This window comes from Citrobacter sp. wls717 (assembly GCF_005280955.1).
In the GTDB taxonomy this organism is placed as follows: Bacteria; Pseudomonadota; Gammaproteobacteria; order Enterobacterales; family Enterobacteriaceae; genus Citrobacter; species Citrobacter werkmanii.
Genome location: NZ_SZWW01000053.1, coordinates 195,010 through 216,711 on the forward strand (window position 1 = coordinate 195,010; position 21,702 = coordinate 216,711).

23 protein-coding genes and 1 riboswitch are annotated in these 21,702 nt (G+C 51.1%); of the genes, 12 read left to right on the forward strand and 11 right to left on the reverse strand.

The window, feature by feature from the left end; genetic code table 11:
* The first annotated feature begins 40 nt into the window (after window positions 1-40).
* Window positions 41-682, forward strand: a complete 642-nt coding sequence (gene pphA / locus FDX09_RS20990; protein WP_137347812.1) for a protein-serine/threonine phosphatase — start codon at window positions 41-43, stop codon at window positions 680-682.
* On the opposite strand, the gene FDX09_RS20995 is transcribed toward pphA, so the two are convergent.
* The 5 genes from FDX09_RS20995 to yebS all read right to left on the reverse strand — a co-directional run bounded on the left by FDX09_RS20995 (window position 683) and on the right by yebS (window position 6,700).
* Window positions 683-874: a YebW family protein gene (locus tag FDX09_RS20995; protein ID WP_032939629.1), complete on the reverse strand. Its 192-nt coding sequence runs from the start codon at window positions 872-874 to the stop codon at window positions 683-685.
* Window positions 875-976: 102 nt separating this feature from the next.
* Window positions 977-1,213 (reverse strand): YebV family protein, encoded by a 237-nt coding sequence (locus tag FDX09_RS21000; protein WP_029139506.1) that lies wholly within the window; start codon window positions 1,211-1,213, stop codon window positions 977-979.
* Window positions 1,214-1,313: 100 nt separating this feature from the next.
* The gene (gene rsmF / locus FDX09_RS21005; protein ID WP_137347813.1) at window positions 1,314-2,735 is read right to left on the reverse strand and encodes a 16S rRNA (cytosine(1407)-C(5))-methyltransferase RsmF; all 1,422 of its coding nucleotides are present in this window, start codon (window positions 2,733-2,735) and stop codon (window positions 1,314-1,316) included.
* 79 nt (window positions 2,736-2,814) lie between these two features.
* Window positions 2,815-5,448, reverse strand: coding sequence for a PqiB family protein (locus tag FDX09_RS21010; RefSeq protein ID WP_038641305.1), 2,634 nt, complete (start codon window positions 5,446-5,448; stop codon window positions 2,815-2,817).
* Complete coding sequence (gene yebS, locus FDX09_RS21015) at window positions 5,417-6,700, reverse strand: membrane integrity lipid transport subunit YebS (protein ID WP_038641303.1); 1,284 nt, start codon at window positions 6,698-6,700, stop codon at window positions 5,417-5,419. The genes FDX09_RS21010 and yebS overlap by 32 nt, the downstream gene beginning before the upstream one ends.
* Before the next feature lie 128 nt (window positions 6,701-6,828).
* Here yebS and FDX09_RS21020 point away from each other — a divergent pair, with 128 nt between their 5' ends.
* The 4 genes from FDX09_RS21020 to htpX all read left to right on the forward strand — a co-directional run bounded on the left by FDX09_RS21020 (window position 6,829) and on the right by htpX (window position 11,251).
* Complete coding sequence (locus tag FDX09_RS21020) at window positions 6,829-7,326, forward strand: GAF domain-containing protein (RefSeq protein WP_038641301.1); 498 nt, start codon at window positions 6,829-6,831, stop codon at window positions 7,324-7,326.
* A gap of 96 nt (window positions 7,327-7,422) precedes the next feature.
* Complete coding sequence (gene proQ, locus FDX09_RS21025) at window positions 7,423-8,109, forward strand: RNA chaperone ProQ (RefSeq protein WP_003833781.1); 687 nt, start codon at window positions 7,423-7,425, stop codon at window positions 8,107-8,109.
* A gap of 19 nt (window positions 8,110-8,128) precedes the next feature.
* Window positions 8,129-10,177, forward strand: a complete 2,049-nt coding sequence (prc, locus tag FDX09_RS21030; RefSeq protein ID WP_069324696.1) for a carboxy terminal-processing peptidase — start codon at window positions 8,129-8,131, stop codon at window positions 10,175-10,177.
* 192 nt (window positions 10,178-10,369) lie between these two features.
* Window positions 10,370-11,251 carry a protease HtpX gene (gene htpX, locus FDX09_RS21035; RefSeq protein WP_137347814.1) on the forward strand — a complete coding sequence of 294 codons (882 nt, stop codon included), beginning with the start codon at window positions 10,370-10,372 and terminating at the stop codon, window positions 11,249-11,251.
* 46 nt (window positions 11,252-11,297) lie between these two features.
* On the opposite strand, the gene FDX09_RS21040 is transcribed toward htpX, so the two are convergent.
* Window positions 11,298-12,671, reverse strand: a complete 1,374-nt coding sequence (locus FDX09_RS21040; protein ID WP_137347815.1) for an MFS transporter — start codon at window positions 12,669-12,671, stop codon at window positions 11,298-11,300.
* Between the two features lie 174 nt (window positions 12,672-12,845).
* Between FDX09_RS21040 and kdgR the strand changes: the two genes are divergently transcribed.
* Window positions 12,846-13,637, forward strand: coding sequence for a DNA-binding transcriptional regulator KdgR (kdgR, locus tag FDX09_RS21045; RefSeq protein WP_006684175.1), 792 nt, complete (start codon window positions 12,846-12,848; stop codon window positions 13,635-13,637).
* Window positions 13,638-13,751: 114 nt separating this feature from the next.
* On the opposite strand, the gene FDX09_RS21050 is transcribed toward kdgR, so the two are convergent.
* Window positions 13,752-13,991, reverse strand: a complete 240-nt coding sequence (locus tag FDX09_RS21050) for a YobH family protein (RefSeq protein WP_038641292.1) — start codon at window positions 13,989-13,991, stop codon at window positions 13,752-13,754.
* A gap of 164 nt (window positions 13,992-14,155) precedes the next feature.
* On the opposite strand from FDX09_RS21050, the gene mgrB reads away from it, so the two are divergent.
* The 6 genes from mgrB to rlmA all read left to right on the forward strand — a co-directional run bounded on the left by mgrB (window position 14,156) and on the right by rlmA (window position 18,497).
* The gene (gene mgrB / locus FDX09_RS21055) at window positions 14,156-14,299 is read left to right on the forward strand and encodes a PhoP/PhoQ regulator MgrB (RefSeq protein ID WP_038641290.1); all 144 of its coding nucleotides are present in this window, start codon (window positions 14,156-14,158) and stop codon (window positions 14,297-14,299) included.
* A 74-nt stretch (window positions 14,300-14,373) separates the two neighbouring features.
* Complete coding sequence (locus FDX09_RS21060; protein WP_137347816.1) at window positions 14,374-14,658, forward strand: YebO family protein; 285 nt, start codon at window positions 14,374-14,376, stop codon at window positions 14,656-14,658.
* Window positions 14,659-15,293: 635 nt separating this feature from the next.
* On the forward strand, window positions 15,294-15,437 hold the full coding sequence (locus tag FDX09_RS21065) for a DUF2627 domain-containing protein (RefSeq protein ID WP_006684179.1): 144 nt from the start codon (window positions 15,294-15,296) through the stop codon (window positions 15,435-15,437).
* Between the two features lie 12 nt (window positions 15,438-15,449).
* Complete coding sequence (cspE, locus tag FDX09_RS21070; protein WP_001062678.1) at window positions 15,450-15,659, forward strand: transcription antiterminator/RNA stability regulator CspE; 210 nt, start codon at window positions 15,450-15,452, stop codon at window positions 15,657-15,659.
* A gap of 219 nt (window positions 15,660-15,878) precedes the next feature.
* On the forward strand, window positions 15,879-17,624 hold the full coding sequence (gene ftsI, locus FDX09_RS21075; RefSeq protein WP_137347817.1) for a peptidoglycan glycosyltransferase FtsI: 1,746 nt from the start codon (window positions 15,879-15,881) through the stop codon (window positions 17,622-17,624).
* A gap of 63 nt (window positions 17,625-17,687) precedes the next feature.
* On the forward strand, window positions 17,688-18,497 hold the full coding sequence (gene rlmA / locus FDX09_RS21080) for a 23S rRNA (guanine(745)-N(1))-methyltransferase (protein WP_137347818.1): 810 nt from the start codon (window positions 17,688-17,690) through the stop codon (window positions 18,495-18,497).
* On the opposite strand, the gene mntP is transcribed toward rlmA, so the two are convergent.
* The 4 genes from mntP to FDX09_RS21100 all read right to left on the reverse strand — a co-directional run bounded on the left by mntP (window position 18,494) and on the right by FDX09_RS21100 (window position 21,676).
* The gene (gene mntP / locus FDX09_RS21085; RefSeq protein WP_038641279.1) at window positions 18,494-19,060 is read right to left on the reverse strand and encodes a manganese efflux pump MntP; all 567 of its coding nucleotides are present in this window, start codon (window positions 19,058-19,060) and stop codon (window positions 18,494-18,496) included. The two genes, rlmA and mntP, sit on opposite strands and share 4 nt — an antisense overlap.
* Before the next feature lie 130 nt (window positions 19,061-19,190).
* A riboswitch (yybP-ykoY riboswitch) is annotated at window positions 19,191-19,295 on the reverse strand.
* Between the two features lie 197 nt (window positions 19,296-19,492).
* Window positions 19,493-19,951 carry a DUF986 family protein gene (locus FDX09_RS21090; RefSeq protein WP_038641277.1) on the reverse strand — a complete coding sequence of 153 codons (459 nt, stop codon included), beginning with the start codon at window positions 19,949-19,951 and terminating at the stop codon, window positions 19,493-19,495.
* 60 nt (window positions 19,952-20,011) lie between these two features.
* Entirely contained in the window at window positions 20,012-20,863 is an 852-nt protein-coding gene (locus FDX09_RS21095) for a PTS mannose transporter subunit IID (RefSeq protein ID WP_006684184.1), read from the reverse strand.
* Between the two features lie 12 nt (window positions 20,864-20,875).
* A complete protein-coding gene (locus FDX09_RS21100) occupies window positions 20,876-21,676 on the reverse strand; it encodes a PTS mannose/fructose/sorbose transporter subunit IIC (RefSeq protein WP_005122174.1) in 801 nt (266 codons plus the stop codon).
* Between the last annotated feature and the right edge of the window lie 26 nt (window positions 21,677-21,702).

The window sequence follows — 21,702 nt, forward strand, 5'->3', positions numbered from 1 at the left end:
TTAATTAAGTGAAGGGTAATATTTGTATGCAGGAGGTCAAATGGGACAGCCTGACAATATCTACCAGCGGATCGCAGCAACAAACTGGCGACACGTCTGGGTCGTTGGGGATCTCCACGGTTGCTTCTCTTTATTGATGGCTAAACTGCGCCAGTGCCATTTTGATCCCTGGCAGGATCTGTTGGTTTCAGTGGGCGATGTTATCGACCGTGGCCCTGACAGTCTCCGTTGCCTGCGCCTGATGCGTAAACGCTGGATTGTGGCAGTCAGGGGCAATCATGAGCAGATGGCGTTGGATGCACTGGCGACGGGGGAGCAATTGTCGTGGTTTATGAACGGCGGCGCGTGGTTTGCTCACGCGGATCAGCCCGCGGCGAGGTTAGCACTGGAAGCGTGCCGAAAGTTACCCTGGATTCTGGAACTACGCTGCCGGAGTGGTATACACGTTGTTGCTCATGCTGATTACCCGGATGATGATTACCAGTGGCAAAAAGAGGTCGATTTACAGCGGGTACTGTGGGATCGTGCGCGTTTGATGAACAATGGTAACGGCATACGCGGCGCGGATCACTTTTGGTTTGGACATACGCCGCTGCGGCATCGGTTGGATCGCGACAATCTGCACTATATTGATACCGGTGCGGTATTTGGCGGCGAATTAACGCTGGTGCAACTGCAATAATCAGAAATCACTGTATTCCTGGGCCGGACGCCAGAAGCTGTCGATATAATCGTCCGCAGGCAAACATCCGCCGTTACGGATGCGCTGATCGTCCATCGATACAAGGCATTGCTGCTCAGTTTTGTAGACATCAACCACGATATCTTCACAACCGCCGTCAAGGTAGCACACAAAAAGAACCAGCGTGAACATTCCATCCTCTAATGGTAAAGCCATACCTCTAGTGTAGAAGATGTTGATAGATGAGGGAAATTAGCCAGGAAATAACCCGTCTGGCGACGGGTTCTTTTTGAATCAGGCAAGGCGCATGATCCAGGCATCTGACTTACGATCGTAGTGCTCGCGAAACAGAACAGAATGTTCTCCATTCAGAAGGGCCGGGACGCTGGTGTCGGCATCCCAGGCGTCCAGTTGCATACATAAATCCGGATCGGATTTACATGGAATGGTTAACGTTCGGTCCCCCGGCGATTCGCCATGCAACTCGGCGTCGTCGATTTCAAAAGCGCCAATGCGCACACTGGTTTTCATCATCGTGCTCTCCGTTTATCTGCTGATTGTGGTACGACCAGTTAGGTCGTCCATTTTTCAGCGTAGTCAACGTTAGCAAAAGCGCCAGTCAAAACGTGCGTTATCCTGTAAAGAGTTTGCCATCCCGGACAAGATCGCGTGGATAGCTATTCTTCAATCGCGATCCAATACGCTTTGCCAGGCCGATCGGCTGATGCTGGAAGGTAACCAACACGTCGTCAGTTGTGGGTGAAGTTTGCGGATAAACATCTCTACCGCGATACCACTCTTCCGCTTCGGCAAGGCTCAGTTCGAACGCATGGCTGTGGCCTGGATCGGCGAGGGCGATGACGGCTTCATGCTGCCAACGATACCCTTTGTTGTGGGTCTCAGCCAGTTTAACCCCGAGGCGGGAAAAACGAACTTTGCCAATCAGGGGTTCAATCTCTGTCGGAAATAACCAGATCTCTTTATCGCGCTGCCACAGGCGTAAATTGTCTGCCCATTGTAATCCGCAGGCGTTAGCGGCCTGGGTAACAAGCGCGGATTCACGTCCTTTCAGCGGGCTGAACGGGAAGTTACCCACTTTATATTTCGGTGAGGGTAGTGCAGGAATGGCGGCCGTTTTGCGCAAACGCGCGACGAAGAATCCTTCACAATCGTAGATCTGCGGGAACACATGCAGGAATCCTTCCGGCGTCAGGGCGTGTTCAGCCTCCGGGAATAAATCGCCCAACGGTAAAAATTCAACGGCATCCGGGTAGGTTTCAATCAACCACTGCATAATGGCTTCGTTTTCGTCACGGTTCAGCGTACAGGTTGAATAAACCAATGTGCCGCCGGGACGCAGAGCGTGAAATGCGCTGTCGAGGAGCTCACGCTGGGTTGCGGCAATTTCCAGATTACTTTCTATGGACCAGTTTTTCAGCGCATCGGGATCTTTACGTACCACGCCTTCGCCGGAACATGGAGCATCCAGCAATATGGCATCGAATGTTTCTGGTAATGCCGCGCCGAATACCCGCCCGTCAAAATGGGTCAGGGCGACATTGTTGATACCGCAACGGCTGATATTGGCATGCAGGACTTTGACGCGACTGGCGGAAAACTCATTTGCCAGAATCGCGCCCTGATTATTCATTTTGGCGGCAATTTGCGTGGTTTTGGAGCCGGGAGCTGCCGCGACATCCATTACGCGTTCCGGGGTATTGCCATCGGCAAACAGCGCGGCGACTGGCAACATTGAGCTGGCTTCCTGAATATAAAACAGGCCGCTTAAATGTTCTGCGGTGCTGCCGAGCGGCAGTGACGTTTCATCATCGCGTTCAATCCAGAAGCCTTCAGCACACCATGGAACAGGGGTGAGCGACCAGTTATATGGCGCTGTCAGAGTGAGGAAATCGGCAACAGAGATTTTCAGCGTATTGACGCGGATGCTACGGCGCAGCGGACGCTGGCAGGCAGCGAGAAAATCATCGAATGAGAGCGTGGAAGGCATTGCTTCACGCATTTGTGTCAGAAAGGCGTCGGGAAAATAAGCCACTTGGTACCACCGGCAAAAAAACAGGAGCGCAGTGTAGCATAAGTGCTCCGGCGCGAGCACGCCGGAGCAAAGGGAGAGGTTATCGTGGCAGGGCGGTTCCCCATTCACGCCACTCTTTCGGTTCGCTTTCCTGCAACAGGAAGTGTTTACCAGCCTGTGCTTTCGGGGCCAGTGGCGTACCCGGCGGGGTTGCAAAGGCGATCCCACCGCGAATGAACTGATTAAAGGTACCGGTCTTCACGACGCCGCCGGTCAGGCCGAAGTCGAGACTGTAGCCGGATGCCAGCCAGAATACAGAGTTGTTACGCACCAGATGCTGATAGCGCTGGCTGATGCGCATAGCGATCATCACGCGATCGGAAAGGGAGCCGAGCGTCAACCCGGTGACGGTCCCCACCTCAATACCTCTGAACAGAACTGGCGTACCGATGTTTAATGAACCCGCTTCCGGTGCTTCCACCACAATACTCAGACCATCGAGGTAACGAGAGTCGGTGATAGTAGCTTCCTGCAGCTCAAAATCACGGCGCGGGTTACCGCGGCCAGGTTCAACGTTGATATACGGCTGTAAGATGGTATCTAAATGCTCCACGCCGGCTGCTGAGATTTGCGGGGTAATTACGGAGAAGCGTGTGCCGCTACGCGCAAAGGTCTGTACGTACTCCGGATACAGTACCGCTTTGGCCTGAACTTCGTTACGGGCAGTGATCAGCTCAAGCGTCTGGATCTGGCCAATATCGATTCCCAGGTAGCGAATCGGCATCCCGGCCGCCAGTTTACCGGCATCGAAAGCGTGCAGGGTTATCTGGCCGCCCACCGCACGCGCAGCGGTTTCTGACGCATACAGAATCCGCTTGTCGCCTTTGCGTTGGCTGGCGCTGGCGCCGCTCAGGTTATCGAAGCTAATTGCGCCTTTAATCGCTCGCGACAGGGGAGAAGCCTGAACGGTTAAACCGCTGCCGTTAAGCTGAACCTTGGCGCCGCCCTCGGCCCAGAACACACTGTTGCTGGTCAGCAGGTTGCGATATTCCGGTTTGATATGCAGATCGATATCAAACGCATCGGCGCGTGGACGAACGCTAATCACTTCACCGACTTCGAATTTACGATATAAGACCACCGAACCGGCCTGCACATCCGGTAGCGTCTCGGCACTCAGGCTGACCGTGGTGGTTGGCAGATCGCTCAGGCTGTTCTCAATCGCTTTTTCCAGGTTGGCATACAGCGGGTAGCTTTTTTTCATTTCACCTTTTGTACCAGGCAAAATACGAATGCCGCCGCTGATCCACTCACTGGCGCTGGCGCCAAGAAACTCCACGCCATCAAGCCCAACTTTGACATCGACCCGACTGTTGACCACAAACTTACTGTCGCCTTGCACCAGCGCGCGATGCTGCGGTTCGATGGCGACGGTAAACGAAACGCCTTTGCTGGAGAGCGTGCGCTCAATCACCTGACCGACCTGTACGCCGTGAAGAATCAGCGGTTGGCCGGCATCAATACCGTAACTTTCTGGCGCGGTCAGCGTCAGCGTCATGACGCCCGGATCGTGTAACAATGATTGCTCCGCAGGAATCACCGCAAACTGGTTACGCGGCTCGCCCTCGCCAGGTATCAGTTCGAATGTTTTGCCCGTCAGCAGCGAACTGAGATTCGCATCGCTTAATGATAATTTAGGGCTGTGTAATTCAATACGCGTGTTGTCGCGCAATAGTGTGACGACGCTGGGATCGACCGTCATCTCGCCGGTGACTTTCCCGCCCGGATTTAAATCCAGTTTGGTCAGTTGACCGACTTCTAATCCTTGATACATCAGCGAAGTTGAGCCTGCTTTCAGTCCGTCGCCGCTGGGTAAGTCGAGCTTAACGATCACGCCGCGCTGGCTGTGTGCGAGATCCTGATACAAACCAAACGTGTCGTCGGCAACGGCGGGTTGCGAATCTTCCGGTGAGTCAAAGGCAATGGCGCCATTTACCAGCGCAGCCAGACTCTCCAGTTTCACTTTGGCGCCGCTGAGGCTGACATCCGCGTCTACCCCTGATACGTTCCAGAAACGACTGCCTTTTTTCACCAGATTGGTAAAGCGACGTTCAATCAGCACGTCGATGGTTACGCCCTGATTATTTGGATTAATGGTGTAGTCATAGACCCGACCTACCGGGATTTTGCGGAAATAAACCAGCGAGCCGCTATTAAGCGAACCGAGGTCGGGGGCCCGCAGGTGCAGCATCAAATCGCCATTGTTCAGACGGTATTTCGGCTGCGTATCGAGCGCGACGAAATGATCCTCTGGCTCGCCGGTTCCGGGCATCATGCCGATATAGTTGCCGCCAACTAACGCATCCAGGCCGGAAACCCCCGCCAGTGACGCTTTCGGCGTGACCAGCCAGAACTGGGTATCTTTGCGCAGTGCATCTTTCATATTTGATTTGATGCTGACGCGGACTTCAATTTTACGCAGGTCTTTGCTGAGGTTGATGTCCTGCACCGTGCCCACTTCGACGCCCTGATAGCGAACAGGGGTACGGCCAGGCACAATGCCGTCCGCCGACATAAAGTCAATGGTTACGGTATTACCGCGATCTTCATAGCTTCCCCAGATAAGCCATCCTGCAATCATCAATGCGATGAACGGCAGCAGCCAGAACGGGGAGATACGACGTTTTGTTTTAATCTGCGCTTCAGTCTGCGAAGCGGGCGTTTCCTGACTCATGTGCATCCCAAAGTAAGCGGCTGTCCAGCCATTCCACTGCAAGAATAGTCAATATTACCGCTGCGCCGAAATAAAACGCAGCCGGTCCCATAGTAAAAGCAAGTATCTGATCGCGATTAATCAGCGACATGGTTAAAGCGATAACAAAAAGATCCAGCATTGACCAGCGACCAATCCAGGTCACTATGCGCAGTAGTTTGATGCGGGTACGCAATCCTTGCTCACATTTAAAATGAATGCTGATGAGCAACGTAAACATCACAATCACTTTGGTGAATGGCACCAGAATACTGGCAATAAACACGATCGCCGCCACGCCGATATTACTGTTCGCCAGAGACAGTATGCCTGACATGATCGTGTCTTCCTGCCGGGAGCCATTGACATAAATAATCGAGATAGGCAGGAGGTTAGCAGGCAGCAGCAGGACAATCGAGGCCAGCAGAGCAGCCCAACATTTTTGAATACTTTGATTTCTGCGCCAGCGCAACGGTATGTGGCAACGAGGGCAGCGACCGCGGGCGTCCGGATACCCTGTAAAGTGGCAACCAAGGCAAACGCGAAGCTTTTCATCGGGCCGACGAGCAGGCCTTTGTGGGTAAAAACGGTCCCAAAGCTGTTCTACGTTGAGGTGCGATAACGTCAAGATACTGAGGATCACCAGCGCAATAAAAGCAAACAGTCCCACCCCAGGTTGCAAATAAGCATAGTCCTGAACTTTAATTGACGCGACGCCGATACCCACAAGATAGATATCGAGCATCACCCACTCTTTGAGCCTTTCCAGCATCAGTAGCACCGGACGCAGGTTCATCCCGAGAATATTACCAAACCACAGATAAGCGATTGAGGTAACGAGAATAATCGGCGCGCCTGCAACGCAAAATAGCACGAAAGATGCGGTGAGTGGGTCACCCTGGCGGGTCATTTGCCAGATACCCTGCATCACATTGGCGTCAATGCGTACACCGAGCAAAAAAATATGTAACAGCGGCTCTCCCCAGGCGAAGGGCATCAGCAGCAACATGGTGACTGCCATTGCTGCCAGCCGCGTTAAGGACCAGTCGCGTCCGTCACGGATTTTTGCCTGACAGCGTGGGCAGAATGCGCTTTGGTGCGAGCGCATTTTAGGCAAGCTAAATATCAGGTCGCATTCAGGACAACGATGATAATGTGCACGCGGTAGTGCCTCGCCGATAGACCTGATGGCTATTTTTTTAGTTGGCGTGATGCGTGATGTCGTAAGGGCCATGTATCGCGTATCAAAATGTTGAAGTAATGTTATCTTAACTCATGACGGGAATGATCTTGAGCATTAACGCATTTAATGTTTATTTTAGTAGGCTGCAGTTTTAAGTAAGACAACTAAGTGATTACATAATGAACAAATCAGAGCTATACACGGATCTGAACCGTGATTTTCAGGCATTAATGGCAGGTGAAACCAGTTTTCTGGCAACGCTGGCAAATACCAGCGCATTGTTGTACGAGCGTCTTGCACAAGTAAACTGGGCCGGTTTTTACCTGCTTGAGGGCGAGACTCTGGTACTTGGCCCTTTCCAGGGCAAAATTGCCTGTGTGCGGATCCCGGTAGGGCGTGGTGTATGCGGTACCGCGGTGGCGCGCAATCAGGTGCAGCGTATCGAAGACGTGCACGCGTTTGACGGGCACATCGCATGCGATGCCGCCAGCAACGCGGAAATCGTTCTGCCTGTTACCGTTGAAAATCAGATAATCGGCGTGCTGGATATTGATAGCACTGCGTTTGGTCGCTTCACTGAAGAAGACGAACAGGGGCTGCGTACGCTTGTGGCACAGCTTGAAACCGTGCTTGCAACGACGGATTACAAAAAATTCTTTGCGAGCGTCGCAGGATAATCAACGGATAACGTAGCAATTACTGATGACGTCATTATAATGTCGCCTGTTCATGCCTGCGCTTGTTGGCTACGTCCGTTGTAATCAGGAAATTTCATGGAAAATCAACCTAAGTTGAATAGCAGTAAAGAAGTCATCGCGTTTCTGGCCGAACGCTTCCCGCAGTGTTTTAGTGCTGAAGGCGAAGCGCGCCCACTGAAAATTGGCATTTTTCAGGATTTGGTAGAGCGTGTTGAGGGCGAAATGAACCTCAGCAAGACACAGCTCCGTTCTGCCTTACGTCTCTATACTTCAAGCTGGCGCTATCTGTATGGCGTTAAATTGGGCGCAACGCGTGTTGATCTCGACGGCAACCCATGTGGTGAGTTGGATGAGCAACATGTTGAACATGCTCGCAAACAGCTGGAAGAAGCTAAAGCTCGCGTTCAGGCGCAACGTGCAGAGCAACAGGCGAAAAAACGCGAAGCGGCCGCTGCTGCCGGCGAAAAAGAAGACGCACCGCGTCGCGAGCGTAAGCCGCGTCCTGCTCCGCGTCGTAAAGAAGGGGCTGAACGTAAACCTCGCGCTGAAAAACCAGCAGCAAAAGCACCGCGTGCTCCTCGTGAAGAACAGCATACCCCGGTATCTGATATTTCAGTGCTGACGGTAGGGCAGTCCTTGAAGGTGAAAGCAGGTAATAATGCGATGGATGCCACCGTATTAGAAATCACCAAAGATGGCGTCCGTGTACAGCTGAATTCGGGTATGTCTTTGATTGTACGCGCAGAACACCTGGTGTTCTGAAACGGAGGCCAGGCCTGGCATGAACACTTTTTTTAGGCTTACTGCGTTAGCTGGTCTGCTTGCATTAGCAGGCCAGGCACTTGCTGTAGAAGACATCACGCGTGCCGATCAAATCCCCGTTTTAAAGGAAGAAACCCAGCATGCGACGGTGAGTGAACGTGTAACTTCACGTTTTACACGTTCACACTATCGCCAGTTCGATCTGGATCAGGCGTTTTCGGCAAAAATTTTTGACCGCTATCTGAATCTGCTCGACTACAGCCATAACGTGCTGTTGGCGAGCGATATCGAACAGTATGCAAAAAAGAAAACTGTCCTCGGCGATGAACTGCGCACGGGCAAGCTGGATGTCTTTTACGATCTTTATAATCTGGCGCAAAAACGCCGATTTGAACGATATCAGTACGCGCTAAGCGTGCTGGCGCGTCCAATGGATTTTACCGGGACTGACACCTTTAACCTCGACCGGAGCAAAGCTCCGTGGCCGAAGAGCGAAGCAGAGCTCAATGCGCTGTGGGACGGCAAAGTAAAATTTGACGAACTCAGCCTGAAGCTGACCGGTAAAACCGATGCGGAAATTCGCGAAACGCTGACACGTCGCTATAAATTTGCCATTCGCCGCCTGGCGCAGACGAACAGTGAAGATGTGTTCTCACTGGCGATGACGGCTTTTGCTCGTGAAATAGACCCGCATACTAACTATCTTTCTCCGCGCAACACAGAACAGTTTAATACTGAAATGAGCTTGTCTCTGGAAGGTATTGGCGCAGTTCTGCAAATGGATGATGACTACACCGTCATTAACTCCATGGTGGCAGGCGGCCCGGCAGCCAAGAGCAAAGCGATAAGCGTTGGCGACCGTATTGTCGGCGTGGGCCAGACCGGAAAAGGCATGGTCGATGTGATTGGCTGGCGTCTGGATGATGTTGTGGCGCTGATCAAAGGACCTAAAGGCAGCAAAGTTCGCCTCGAAATCCTGCCTGCTGGTAAAGGCACCAAGACGCGCATTGTCACGCTAACGCGTGAACGCATTCGTCTCGAAGACCGCGCTGTTAAAATGTCTGTGAAAACCGTTGGCAAAGAAAAGGTCGGCGTACTGGATATTCCTGGTTTCTATGTTGGCCTGACGGATGACGTAAAAGTTCAGCTGCAGAAACTGGAAAAACAGAATGTCAGCAGCGTGATTATCGATCTGCGTACTAACGGTGGTGGCGCACTGACCGAAGCGGTCTCGCTTTCTGGTCTGTTCATTCCTTCCGGCCCGGTGGTTCAGGTTCGTGACAATAACGGCAAAGTGCGTGAAGACAGCGATACCGACGGTGTTGTGTATTACAAAGGTCCGCTGGTGGTGTTAGTCGATCGCTTCAGTGCCTCGGCATCGGAAATTTTTGCCGCGGCAATGCAGGATTATGGCCGTGCGCTGATCGTCGGTGAACCGACCTTTGGGAAGGGCACCGTACAGCAGTATCGTTCTCTGAACCGTATTTACGATCAGATGCTGCGTCCGGAATGGCCAGCGCTGGGTTCCGTTCAGTACACGATCCAGAAATTCTACCGTGTAAATGGTGGCAGTACACAGCGTAAGGGCGTTACGCCGGATATCATCATGCCGACAGGTAATGAAGAAACTGAAACCGGTGAAAAGTTTGAAGATAACGCGCTGCCGTGGGATAGCATTGATGCGGCAACCTATACAAAGTCTGATAACCTGACGCCATTTGGACCTGAATTGCTAAAAGAGCACAATGCACGTATTGCGAACGATCCTGAGTTCCAGTACATCATGAAGGACATTGCGCGATTTAATGCGATGAAGGATAAGCGCAGCATTGCTTCTCTGAATTACGCTCAGCGTGAGAAAGAGAATAACGAAGATGATGCACTGCGTCTGGCGCGCATCAACGACCGGTTTAAGCGTGAAGGCAAACCATTGTTGAAGAAACTGGACGATCTGCCGAAAGATTACCAGGAGCCGGATCCGTATCTGGATGAAACGGTAAAAATAGCGCTCGACCTGGCGCATCTTGAAAAAGAGAAGCCAGCGGAACAGCCCGCAACCAGTCAATAACCTCCAACAGGCACAAGAAATTGTGCCTGTTTTTTTAACAACCGCATGAAGACGTCAGTCTGATACGATAAAATGTAAAGTTGTGTCTTTCTGGTGACTTAGCACCTATGGATGCTTGAAAATAGCCATAAGACCCATACGATATGGGTAATCGCATAGTGCGTTTTGTTAAATTGAGGTTAAAAGAAAATTATGATGCGAATCGCGCTCTTCCTGCTGACGAACCTGGCTGTGATGGTCGTTTTCGGGCTGGTATTGAGCCTGACAGGGATTCAGTCAAGCAGCGTTCAAGGCTTGTTGATCATGGCACTGCTGTTTGGTTTTGGTGGTTCCTTCATTTCGCTGCTGATGTCCAAATGGATGGCGTTAAAGTCCGTTGGCGGGGAAGTGATCGAACAGCCCCGTAATGAAAGAGAACGCTGGCTGATGAATACGGTAGCGAATCAGGCCCGTCAGGCGGGTATCGCTATACCGCAGGTTGCAATCTACCATGCGCCAGATATTAACGCGTTTGCTACCGGTGCGCGCCGGGATGCTTCGCTGGTGGCTGTGAGTACTGGCCTGTTGCAAAACATGAGCCCGGACGAAGCCGAAGCAGTTATCGCGCACGAGATCAGCCACATTGCCAATGGCGATATGGTGACCATGACCCTCATTCAGGGGGTGGTCAACACCTTCGTTATCTTTATCTCCCGTATTCTGGCGCAAATTGCCGCCGGATTTATGGGCGGTAACCGCGATGAGGGCGAGGGCAGCAACGGTAACCCATTAATCTACTTTGCGGTGGCGACGGTGCTGGAACTGGTGTTTGGTATTCTGGCCAGCATTATTACCATGTGGTTCTCACGCCACCGTGAATTCCATGCGGATGCCGGTTCTGCCAAACTGGTCGGCCGTGAGAAGATGATCGCCGCGTTGCAGCGTCTGAAAACCAGCTATGAACCGCAGGAAGCCACCAGCATGATGGCGTTCTGTATCAACGGTAAATCCAAATCGTTGAGTGAGCTGTTTATGACTCACCCGCCGTTGGATAAGCGTATTGAAGCGCTGCGTAGTGGGGAATACCTGAAGTAACCCGAAGAAGTCTGGAAGAAAAAGCGCGTCGTCAGACGCGCTTTTTTTATGCCTGAACGCGCGGCTGCATGATACGTAAGCCGCTCACTATGGCGGCAGCCGTTGCCAGTACACCCGCAGTTATCAGCGACATATGTGTTCCGTTGTCACCAAACTGATTGAGCATTAACGCCACCAGTGCCGCGCCGGTACTTTGCCCTAACAAGCGCGCAGTCCCCAGCATCCCGCTCGCCCCGCCGCTGCGTTCACGCGGTGCGGAGGTGATGATGGTGTGGTTATTCGGTGACTGAAATAGACCAAAACCCGCGCCGCACAATATCATCGGCCAGATGATATTAATATCGGAGGGCGCAGAGGGAAGTAACACCAGGGCAAATAATCCGCTTGCCATCACGGCCATACCCAGTGCACCTAACAGGCCCGCGTGGACGCGTTCGATAAGATATCCGGCCAGCGGTGCCATCACCATGGTTGCCAGCGGCCATGGGGTCAATAGCAGGCCCGTTTCGACTTCGCTACGACCGAGCACGGTTTGAAGAAAGAAGGGCAGAGAAACCATCGCCAGCATTTGCGCGCTAAATGAACAGATTGACGTGCAAATCGAGAGTGAAAACAGCGGAATGCGCAGCAGGTCAACCGGTAATAACGGTACCGGCAACGCCAACTGGCGGCGGATAAAGAAAAAACCGACCACGATAAGCGCCACAAGCTCGGTGCCAATCAATTTTAGCGACTGCCCTTGCGCAAACCCACTGAGCGCGGTAATTAACAGGCCAAACGTTAAGGCATTCATTACTGCACTCGGCAGGTCAAAGCGTGGTTTATTGCTGCGGGACGAATTAGGTGGCAAAAAGCGCATAGCCAGCAGCAGGGCAATTATTCCCAGCGGGACGTTAATCAGAAACAGCCATTTCCATGACGAGATAGAGAGGATCGCCGCGGCAATGGTGGGGCCTGCCGCTGAGGATACCGCCACAATGAAGGAGTTAATTCCCATCCCCCGACCAAGCTGACGCTGGGGATAAATAAGTCTAATTAATGCTGTATTTACACTCATCAGCGCCGCGCCGCCAAACCCCTGAGCCACGCGGGCCAGAGTTAACATTTGTAGCGAGTCTGATAAAGCACAGAACAGCGAGGCAAGCAGGAATACGACGAGACCACATTTATAAATGCGTCGATAACCAAACATATCACCCAAAAATGAGAGTGACAGCAGTGAAACGACAATGGCGATTTGATAGGCGTTAACGATCCAGATTGAACTGGCGGGTGACGCCTGAAGGTCGGTAGCAATCGTCGGAAGTGCCACGTTAGCTATTGCGCCGTCGAGTACTGCCATAGAGATGCCAATAACAATGGTTAAAATTGCACCATATCGCTGGGGCAATGGCAGGCCATCAGCCTGAATTTTTTCCATAAGGGGTCATTTTATCGGGAATTATGATGAGAATAATAATCTTAGCATTGATATACAGGCGTTAGGTCGCAGATTTGTAACTAAGTAAGCAAAGAGCGATTGCGAGGGCAGGTCCGTGAAATTATAATAAAAACCGGTTCTGATTTTTATAAAACACTCGTAATGAGGTGATAAATGGCAATCGCAGATCTGGATAAACAACCTGATTCTGTATCTTCCGTGCTGAAAGTTTTTGGCATCCTGCAGGCGCTGGGTGAAGAGCGCGAAATTGGTATTACCGAGCTGTCGCAACGCGTCATGATGTCGAAAAGCACCGTTTATCGCTTTTTGCAGACCATGAAAACGCTGGGTTATGTGGCACAAGAAGGGGAGTCAGAGAAATACTCCCTGACCCTGAAATTATTCGAACTGGGTGCGCGCGCGTTACAAAACGTTGATCTGATCCGTAGTGCTGACATCCAGATGCGTGAACTTTCACGTTTGACCAAAGAGACCGTACACCTTGGTGCGCTGGATGAAGACAGCATCGTCTACATTCATAAAATCGACTCCATGTACAATCTGCGTATGTATTCCCGCGTCGGTCGTCGTAACCCATTGTACAGCACGGCTATCGGTAAAGTTCTTCTGGCATGGCGTGACCGCGATGAAGTGAAGGAAATTCTTGACGGCATCGAGTATAAACGCAGCACCGACCGTACTATCACAAATACTGATGAATTGCTGGTATTGTTAGATAAAGTACGTGAACAGGGATACGGCGAAGATAACGAAGAGCAGGAAGAAGGCCTGCGCTGCATCGGTGTTCCAGTGTTTGACCGTTTTGGCGTGGTGATTGCGGGCTTGAGTATCTCATTCCCGACGCTGCGCTTTTCCGAAGAGCGTTTACACGAATATGTGGCGATGCTGCATACGGCAGCGCGTAAGATTTCTGAACAAATGGGCTATAACGACTACCCGTTCTAATCCGCAGCAATAGCGCTAAGTGTAAAACCCCAGGTATTGCGTACTTGGGGTTTTTTAATGAATAAAATTAACGCTGTTTTGCGCAAATAGCATTGAGAATGTATTGCCGCTATCTTAACCGTTATCGATAACGACAGTACTTTTCCGCAATACAGGGCAATCTGAAAGGCCAATAAGGCCGCTGTTTGAGTGGACATATTGTGCGGTGCTGGTCCCGCGAGCGGTCAGATATTGGCATTGCAAACCCAGACCGGCCGCATTCTCTTTACTCCCAATCAAAATGCCATAGCCGCTGAGTAATAAACCGATCCAAACCAGAGCTAACAACACAATAGCGCGGATAATCAGACGCATTACAACCTCTTATCTTTTCTCGTTATTAGTAGATTAGCCTGTACACGGGATGAAACAAGTCAATCATTCCTAAAAAGATGGAATGCCGTTACAGTTAACGCTGGGTTTAGGTAACGCATGATAATTTATAGTCATAAGATGTAGAGTTGAAGAGTGGAGCTGGAGTGAAAAAAATACGCTGGGTGGTACTGATTGTTATCGTGCTGGTATGCATATTGATGTGGGCGCAGGTGTTTAACATCATGTGCGATCAGGACGTACAATTTTTCAGCGGTATTTGTGCCATCAATAAATTTATTCCCTGGTAAGCGCATTTTTACAACAGTTGATTACCTTCTTGTGCGGCAGTGGTAAACTACGCTGTCTACATTGAGGTGGTGAAATGAACGAAGTTTTGAATTCTGGCGCGTTGAGTTTTGCGTCTTTAGCGGTATCGGTGGTGGTTTTGGTTGTTGGGCTTGTGTTGTGGTTTTTCGTCAATCGGGCAAGTTCGCGTACTAACGAGCAGATAGAACTGCTTGAAGCATTGTTAGACCAGCAAAAAAGACAGAACGCATTGCTCCGTCGCCTTTGTGAAGCTAACGAACCAGAAAAAACGGCAGAACATGCAGCGGTTGCTGCGAAGGATGAAGATGACGACATCATCCGCCTGGTAGCTGAGCGCTAAAAACAGTATGGCAGGGTGAAGGTCTGCTGATGCGGTTCGCAGATACCTCATCCTGTCGTCAACATGTCAGATCATTTTCTTCTGCTCTCGCCGCGTAATTAGCGTTCGGCGTCGCCTGTCACCTGAGTATTTTCAGATACTCTATCCAATTAATATCTTATGTGCGGTCTGATCTAATATATTTTCCCATACGTTAAAAATATGATTATGTCATTTTTGTGATAGCGATCGTCTTATTCACAGCGAAACGTTTCTCTTACTTTTTTTGTGCATTGTCATCATTCTTTCATTATTTTAGTGCAAAACCAGAAGGCGGATCTCATTTTTACGCTTGTGACATTTTATGCATTACTAAGCATAAAAAATGATATCCACCAGCCCCTGTGACAGATAACCTGGAACAACCGAAGCTATTGAGCTATGGTAGAAATGTCCCTGTGACGGTGCAAGCCTGACGGGGCAAGGGGAGAGAAGTGAGAATATAACTCTGCTCGGTCTGGCGCATAACTGTGCAGTGGTTGTTTGATGAACAACAGGATTTGTGCGACCGATCGAGACACGTTTAAAAATGGCTTGCCATTATTTACGTTGTATGTGATAACACGTTTTGGGTTAAACGAGGTACAGTTCTGTTTATGTGTGGCATTTTCAGTAAAGAAGTCCTGAGTAAACACGTTGACGTTGAATACCGCTTCTCTGCCGAACCTTATATTAGTGCCTCAAGCAGTAATGTCTCAGTTTTATCTATGTTATGCCCGCGGGCGAAGAAAATACTCTAAGGAATTTTGCAAATGGCAAAGATTAAAGGTCAAGTTAAGTGGTTCAACGAGTCTAAAGGTTTTGGCTTCATTACTCCGGCTGATGGCAGCAAAGACGTGTTCGTACACTTCTCCGCTATCCAGGGTAACGGCTTCAAAACTCTGGCTGAAGGCCAGAACGTTGAGTTCGAAATTCAGGACGGCCAGAAAGGTCCGGCTGCTGTAAACGTAACAGCTATCTGATCGACACCACTGATTTGATGCGCTCTTGCGCAACCATCTCAGATATAAAGCCTCGCTTATGCGGGGCTTTTTAATTCAAATTACGTCAAAATATTTCTGAAAGCCCATCCATTAGCGCTTTGTTGCAAAGGCGTGATGTTCGTAGCATAGTTTTCCCCGCATTCTCGCGGCATTTCTCGTTAAATCAGACACCTGAAAAACTATCATGCGGGAGTCCAGGTGAAAAAGAAAAACGACATAGATGCGCGCAATTTTACTCCCGTACGTTTTGCCCTGCTTTGTGTGGCGATATTATTAAGCCTGGGATTGCTGCTGGGTCGCGTGGCGTGGCTACAAATTGTCACGCCGACAACTTTGGTAAAACAGGAAGATATGCGTTCGTTACGCGAGGTTACCATTGCCTCGCCACGCGGAATGATTACCGACAGAGAAGGGCGACCGCTGGCGGTAAGTGTCCCGGTGAATGCCGTCTGGGCAGACCCTAAAACCATTATCAGCAAGGGAGGCGTGGGCTACAACGAACGTTGGCAGGCGTTAGCAAAGACTCTGAACATTTCGCTCAGTTCTCTGGCTGAGCGTGTTAACAGTAATCCTGCGGCACGCTTTATTTATCTGGCGCGCCAGATCTCTCCTCAGCAGGCTGAATGGATCGATAACCTTAATCTTCCGGGAATCAATCTGCGTGAAGAATCACGCCGCTTTTATCCCGCCGGACATGTTGCGGCTAATCTCATTGGTTTCACCAATATTGATGGCCAGGGTATTGAAGGCCTGGAGAAAAGCTTCAATAGCCAGTTGATGGGCAAACCCGGCTCCCGCTTGGTCCGTAAAGACAAATTTGGCCATGTCATCGAAAATATCACCGAAGTGATGCCGGTGCCTGCACATGAGTTACAACTCAGTATTGATGAGCGTTTGCAGACGGTTACCGAAGACGCGCTGGACAATGCCGTTACATGGAATAAAGCGGAATCCGGGGCCGCGGTACTGGTTAATATTGACACCGGCGAAATTCTCTCCATGGCAAGCTTCCCCGACTTTAACCCCAACAATCGAGACGGCGCGGTACTGGATGATTTTCGTAACCGTGCCATTAGCGACACCTTTGAACCCGGTTCAACCGTTAAGCCACTGGTGATCATGACCGCGCTTCAGCAGGGGATTGTGCAACCGGACAGCGTAATTGATACCCATCCTTTTAATGTCGACGGGCATCGTATTCGCGACGTCGGATTTTACCCGGAGCTGTCGCTGACCGGCATTTTGCAGAAATCGAGCGACACGGGCGTTTCGCACTTGTCGTTAGCTATGCCGGTGCAGAAATTGCTGGATACCTATAAACGTTTTGGCTTTGGCGACCCAACCGGGTTGGGATTAACCGGCGAAAGCAGTGGTTTAATGCCTCAACGCCGCTACTGGAGCGATTTGGATCGCGCCACCTTTGCATTCGGTTATGGGCTCATGGTGACGCCGCTCCAGTTGGCGCATGTCTATGCCACCATCGGTAGTTTTGGCATCTATCGCCCCCTTTCTATCACGCGTATTGATCCGCCGGTAATAGGGACGCGGGTGATGCCGGAGGCGCTGGTTCATCAGGTTGAACATATGATGGAAAGCGTCGCGTTACCCGGCGGTGGGGGAACCAAGGCCGCGGTCAGGGATTATCGGGTTGCGGTGAAGACCGGGACGGCGAAAAAAATTGGCGATGATGGTAAATATGTTGATAAATACGTGGCTTATACGGCAGGCGTTGCGCCAGCGAGCGACCCGAAATTCGCCTTAGTCGTGGTTATTAATAATCCACAAAACGGTGCTTACTATGGGGGCGCCGTCTCCGCGCCGGTATTCAGCCAGATAATGGGTGATGTCTTACGCCTGGAAAATGTTAAACCAGACGGTATGCCTGCCGACTCCGATCACCTGCTGGTGATGCATGGCGACAGCGTATCCTCGCCGACGCTGTAAGTTATTTTCCCGGGGCGCAATTCGCGTTACACTTGCGCCCTCAAATCACCTGCCGGAGTTGTCATGTCGTTTTCCTGTCCTCTTTGCCACCAGCCTCTTACTCAAACGAAAAACAGTTTTATTTGCCCTGAGCGGCACCAGTTTGATGTGGCGAAAGAAGGGTATGTCAACTTACTGCCGGTTCAGCATAAGCGGTCGCGCGATCCGGGTGACAGCGCTGAGATGATGCAGGCGCGCCGGGCGTTTCTTGATGCCGGACACTATCAACCGCTGCGTGACGCGATTGTGAATGTGCTTGTGCAGACGCTGAGTTCAGAGAACGCGGCGATTCTGGATATCGGCTGTGGAGAAGGGTATTACACCCATGCCTTTGCCGATACGCTGACTGGCGGCAAGACCGTTGGCCTCGACGTTTCTAAAGTGGCGATTAAGGCCGCAGCCCGTCGTTATCCGCAGGTCACCTTTTGCGTGGCTTCCAGCCATCGTCTGCCGTTTGCCGATGCGTCCATGGATGCCATCATCAGGATCTACGCGCCCTGTAAAGCGCAAGAGCTGGCTCGCGTGGTGAAACCGGGAGGATGGGTAATCACCGCCACGCCTGGGCCGCGTCATTTAATGGAGCTGAAAGGGCTGATTTATGATGAGGTGCGTTTGCATGCGCCACATACCGAACAACTGGAAGGTTTTGTTCTGCAGCAAAGTATTGCGCTGGGCTATCAGATGCAGCTCCAGGGCAGCGAGGCCGTTGCATTACTGCAAATGACGCCGTTCGCCTGGCGGGCAAAACCGGAAGTGTGGGAAACGCTGGCAGGAAAAACGACGTTTGACTGCCAGACAGATTTTAGTATTCACATCTGGCAGCGCCAGAATTAACCGTGGAAGTGTGCCCAGAGGATCTGGGCGCCGATACCAATCAGTACCACCCCGCCCAGGATTTCAGCTCGTTTGCCCAGCATCGGACCAATAAAACGACCGATCATCATGCCGAGCGTGGACATCATCAACGTGGCGCAGCCGATGGCCAGCGCAGTCGCAATGATGTTAACCTGCAGGAACGCCAGACCCACCCCGACGGCCATCGCGTCGAGACTGGTGGCGATAGCGGTGGTGACCAGCAGCCAGAATCCGTGGCGGCGCGGCGGTTCTTCATCTTCATCACCGTTGTCGCGAAAACCTTCGATTATCATTCGCCCACCTAAGAAAATCAGCAGAATGAAAGCGATCCAGTGGTTCCACTCCAGCACGAATTTGCTTGCCAGCATGCCCATACCCCAGCCAATCAGCGGCGTCAGGGTTTCAACTGCGCCGAAAATGAGACCGGTGCGCAGAGCTTCAGAAAATTTGGGTTTATGCAGGGTGGCGCCTTTGCCAATTGATGCAGCGAAAGCATCCATCGACATGCCGAAAGCGAGAAGTACAGTAGCGGTGAGATTCATAACAGCGTCCTGACCGGGGTATCCATAAAACACATCACTGCCCCCAGTAACCATGCACACAGATTAAAATCACGAAATATATCGTGCCATTCAGGTATGCATTGCAGTTGATGTGCCTATGGTCTCGCCTGACTGAAGCTGTATGTTCAGTCCGTACGCGCCACGTTTTTCAACGAGTATGTTGACACGTACATTTCCGGAGTCTGGAAATCGGCTACTCCCCAACGACGGGCGCAACCTTAACATATATTGAGAATATAAAACAAGAAACAGGGAAATAATATTTGACTTCTAATTGAAAACGATTTTCATTTAGATTTATTTATAAACAGAACGTTAAAATAAATAACATTACGGACGTTGTAATATAGCCTTAGCTATGTTTTGTTTTCAAAAATATATAAAAAACATAGTTCAGGCTATCTTTCTAATTCACTGATTTGAAATGAGAAGTTTATATATTTTTTCAAGATCGTCTATATTTCGTACGCGAACCAGCAATCTCCGCTGTTCTAATTGCATCACCAGCACGCCGTCCTCTGATAAATTCATCTCTTTAATGCGGTTATATTCAATCCAGACGTTGGCAAAGAAAAAACCTTTTTGCTTGAAGATGATTTTCGGCGTACGGATCCAGAACAGATACAACCCCATCAATATCAGTGCGCATAATAACCACGTGGTGAATTGCGCCCCGTGGCTGGTGACGTTGTTGTAAATAAGAATAGCTACCAGGCCAATGAAGATAACACTGTCAACACGGCTGCGAGGAAGCAGGGCGACCGTCAGCAGAGTAAGGCCATTACGGCGGGGCATGATGAACTGATCGTAAATGGCATACGCCAGCAGCGAAAAGATAAAAAGAACCAGCACCAGGTCCGTGATAGTCATGAATCCTCAATCCTCTGAATAGAAAAACCGGGGGCAAGCCCCCGGTGGTGTACAACAGTCTTACAGGCCAAGCAGGCCGACAGCGTAGCCCGCGATACCGATGATGAAGAAGCCAACGATAATCCACAGCGGGTTCACTTTCTTACGCAGCAGCCACATACAAGCGAAAGTCAGCAGCAGAGGAACCAGGCCCGGCATCAGCTGGTCAAGGATAGTCTGCACGGTGGTGACGCGAGTCTGACCATCCTGACCGGTGATAGTGGAGACCACCAACGGGATATTCACGTGCGTCCACTTGTTAACCAATGCCCCCATGACAAACAGGCCGAGGATTGACGCCCCCTCAGTCAGTTTCTGCAGGAAGCCGCCGCCCATATCCTTAACGATATCGACCCCTTTACGGTAGCCGTATGCCACACCGTAGTAACGGGTTGCCAGACGCACCAGGTTAAACAGGATGAAGAACAACAGTGGTCCAAGCAGGCTGCCGCTCATCGCGATTCCAGCGCCAAGCGCAGCAAATACCGGACGTACCGTACCCCAGAAGATTGGGTCGCCGACGCCTGCCAGCGGTCCCATCAGACCAACTTTAATACCGTTGATAGCACCATCGTCAATCTCTGCGCCGTTGGCACGCTGCTCTTCCATCGCCAGCGTAACGCCCAGCACAGGTGCGGCTACGTACGGATGGGTGTTAAAGAATTCCAGGTGACGCTTAATAGCCTGCTTACGTGCGTCGTTGTTTTCCGGGTACAAACGGCGGATAGCCGGTACCATGGAGAAACAAAAACCCAGCGCCTGCATACGTTCGAAGTTCCATGAACCCTGAAACAGGTTAGAACGAATGAACACGCCACGAATGTCACTCGGAGTGAGTTTTTTCTCGGTGGTAGTTTTAGTCATATCAACCATTTCGCTCACCTGCTAGTCCAGTTCGTTATCAAGATCGTTGTTACCAGCCGCCTGAACTGGCGCACCGGCGACGCGGTTATATTTCGGGCTCAGCTGAATGTAGAGGATTGCCATCACTGCGCCAATCACACCCAGAGCAACCAGGTTGAAGTTAGTAAACGCCGCGGTGACGAAGCCGAGGTAGAAGAACGGCATCAGGTAGCCCGCGCGCATCATATTGATGACCATCGCATAACCAACCACTACGATCATACCGCCTGCGATGTTCAGGCCGCCGGTGACGACTTCCGGAATGGCGTTGAGCATGCTCTGAACTTCACTGGTACCTACAGAAATCGCCACGATTACCGCCGGGATAGCGATACGCATAGCCTGCAGGAACAGTGAGGACACGTGCAGCCAGGAGAGCGCCGTCAGGTTGCCGTTTTCGGCCGCCTTATCCGCTGCGTGCTGGAATGCTACGGTGATAGTACGAACGATGATGGTCAGAACCTGGCCTGCTGCTGCCAGCGGGATAGCCAGCGCGATACCGGCACCAATGCTTTGGTGACCCGCGATAACCAGAACGGTAGAGATAATTGACGCCAGTGCGGCATCTGGTGCAACCGCAGCACCGATGTTCATCCAGCCCAGGGCGATCATTTCCAGGGTACCACCGATGATAATACCGGTTTTCATATCCCCGAGAACGGCGCCAATAAGCGTACAGGCCACCAACGGACGGTGGAACTGAAATTCATCGAGTACCGACTCCATACCCGCGATACATGCGACGATGAACACCAGCACAATCTGAAGAGTGGTAATCTCCATTGTACTTCTCCTATTGCTATACAGAC

What these genes read in the sequence shown, in the direction of transcription:
- pphA (WP_137347812.1), top strand. Translation starts at nt 41, where the DNA reads ATGGGACAGCCTGACAATATCTACCAGCGGATCGCAGCAACAAACTGG.
- FDX09_RS20995 (WP_032939629.1), bottom strand. Translation starts at nt 874, where the DNA reads ATGTTCACGCTGGTTCTTTTTGTGTGCTACCTTGACGGCGGTTGTGAA.
- FDX09_RS21000 (WP_029139506.1), bottom strand. Translation starts at nt 1,213, where the DNA reads ATGAAAACCAGTGTGCGCATTGGCGCTTTTGAAATCGACGACGCCGAG.
- FDX09_RS21010 (WP_038641305.1), bottom strand. Translation starts at nt 5,448, where the DNA reads ATGAGTCAGGAAACGCCCGCTTCGCAGACTGAAGCGCAGATTAAAACA.
- yebS (WP_038641303.1), bottom strand. Translation starts at nt 6,700, where the DNA reads ATGGCCCTTACGACATCACGCATCACGCCAACTAAAAAAATAGCCATC.
- FDX09_RS21020 (WP_038641301.1), top strand. Translation starts at nt 6,829, where the DNA reads ATGAACAAATCAGAGCTATACACGGATCTGAACCGTGATTTTCAGGCA.
- proQ (WP_003833781.1), top strand. Translation starts at nt 7,423, where the DNA reads ATGGAAAATCAACCTAAGTTGAATAGCAGTAAAGAAGTCATCGCGTTT.
- prc (WP_069324696.1), top strand. Translation starts at nt 8,129, where the DNA reads ATGAACACTTTTTTTAGGCTTACTGCGTTAGCTGGTCTGCTTGCATTA.
- htpX (WP_137347814.1), top strand. Translation starts at nt 10,370, where the DNA reads ATGATGCGAATCGCGCTCTTCCTGCTGACGAACCTGGCTGTGATGGTC.
- FDX09_RS21040 (WP_137347815.1), bottom strand. Translation starts at nt 12,671, where the DNA reads ATGGAAAAAATTCAGGCTGATGGCCTGCCATTGCCCCAGCGATATGGT.
- kdgR (WP_006684175.1), top strand. Translation starts at nt 12,846, where the DNA reads ATGGCAATCGCAGATCTGGATAAACAACCTGATTCTGTATCTTCCGTG.
- FDX09_RS21050 (WP_038641292.1), bottom strand. Translation starts at nt 13,991, where the DNA reads ATGCGTCTGATTATCCGCGCTATTGTGTTGTTAGCTCTGGTTTGGATC.
- FDX09_RS21060 (WP_137347816.1), top strand. Translation starts at nt 14,374, where the DNA reads ATGAACGAAGTTTTGAATTCTGGCGCGTTGAGTTTTGCGTCTTTAGCG.
- FDX09_RS21065 (WP_006684179.1), top strand. Translation starts at nt 15,294, where the DNA reads ATGTGTGGCATTTTCAGTAAAGAAGTCCTGAGTAAACACGTTGACGTT.
- cspE (WP_001062678.1), top strand. Translation starts at nt 15,450, where the DNA reads ATGGCAAAGATTAAAGGTCAAGTTAAGTGGTTCAACGAGTCTAAAGGT.
- rlmA (WP_137347818.1), top strand. Translation starts at nt 17,688, where the DNA reads ATGTCGTTTTCCTGTCCTCTTTGCCACCAGCCTCTTACTCAAACGAAA.
- mntP (WP_038641279.1), bottom strand. Translation starts at nt 19,060, where the DNA reads ATGAATCTCACCGCTACTGTACTTCTCGCTTTCGGCATGTCGATGGAT.
- FDX09_RS21090 (WP_038641277.1), bottom strand. Translation starts at nt 19,951, where the DNA reads ATGACTATCACGGACCTGGTGCTGGTTCTTTTTATCTTTTCGCTGCTG.
- FDX09_RS21095 (WP_006684184.1), bottom strand. Translation starts at nt 20,863, where the DNA reads ATGGTTGATATGACTAAAACTACCACCGAGAAAAAACTCACTCCGAGT.
- FDX09_RS21100 (WP_005122174.1), bottom strand. Translation starts at nt 21,676, where the DNA reads ATGGAGATTACCACTCTTCAGATTGTGCTGGTGTTCATCGTCGCATGT.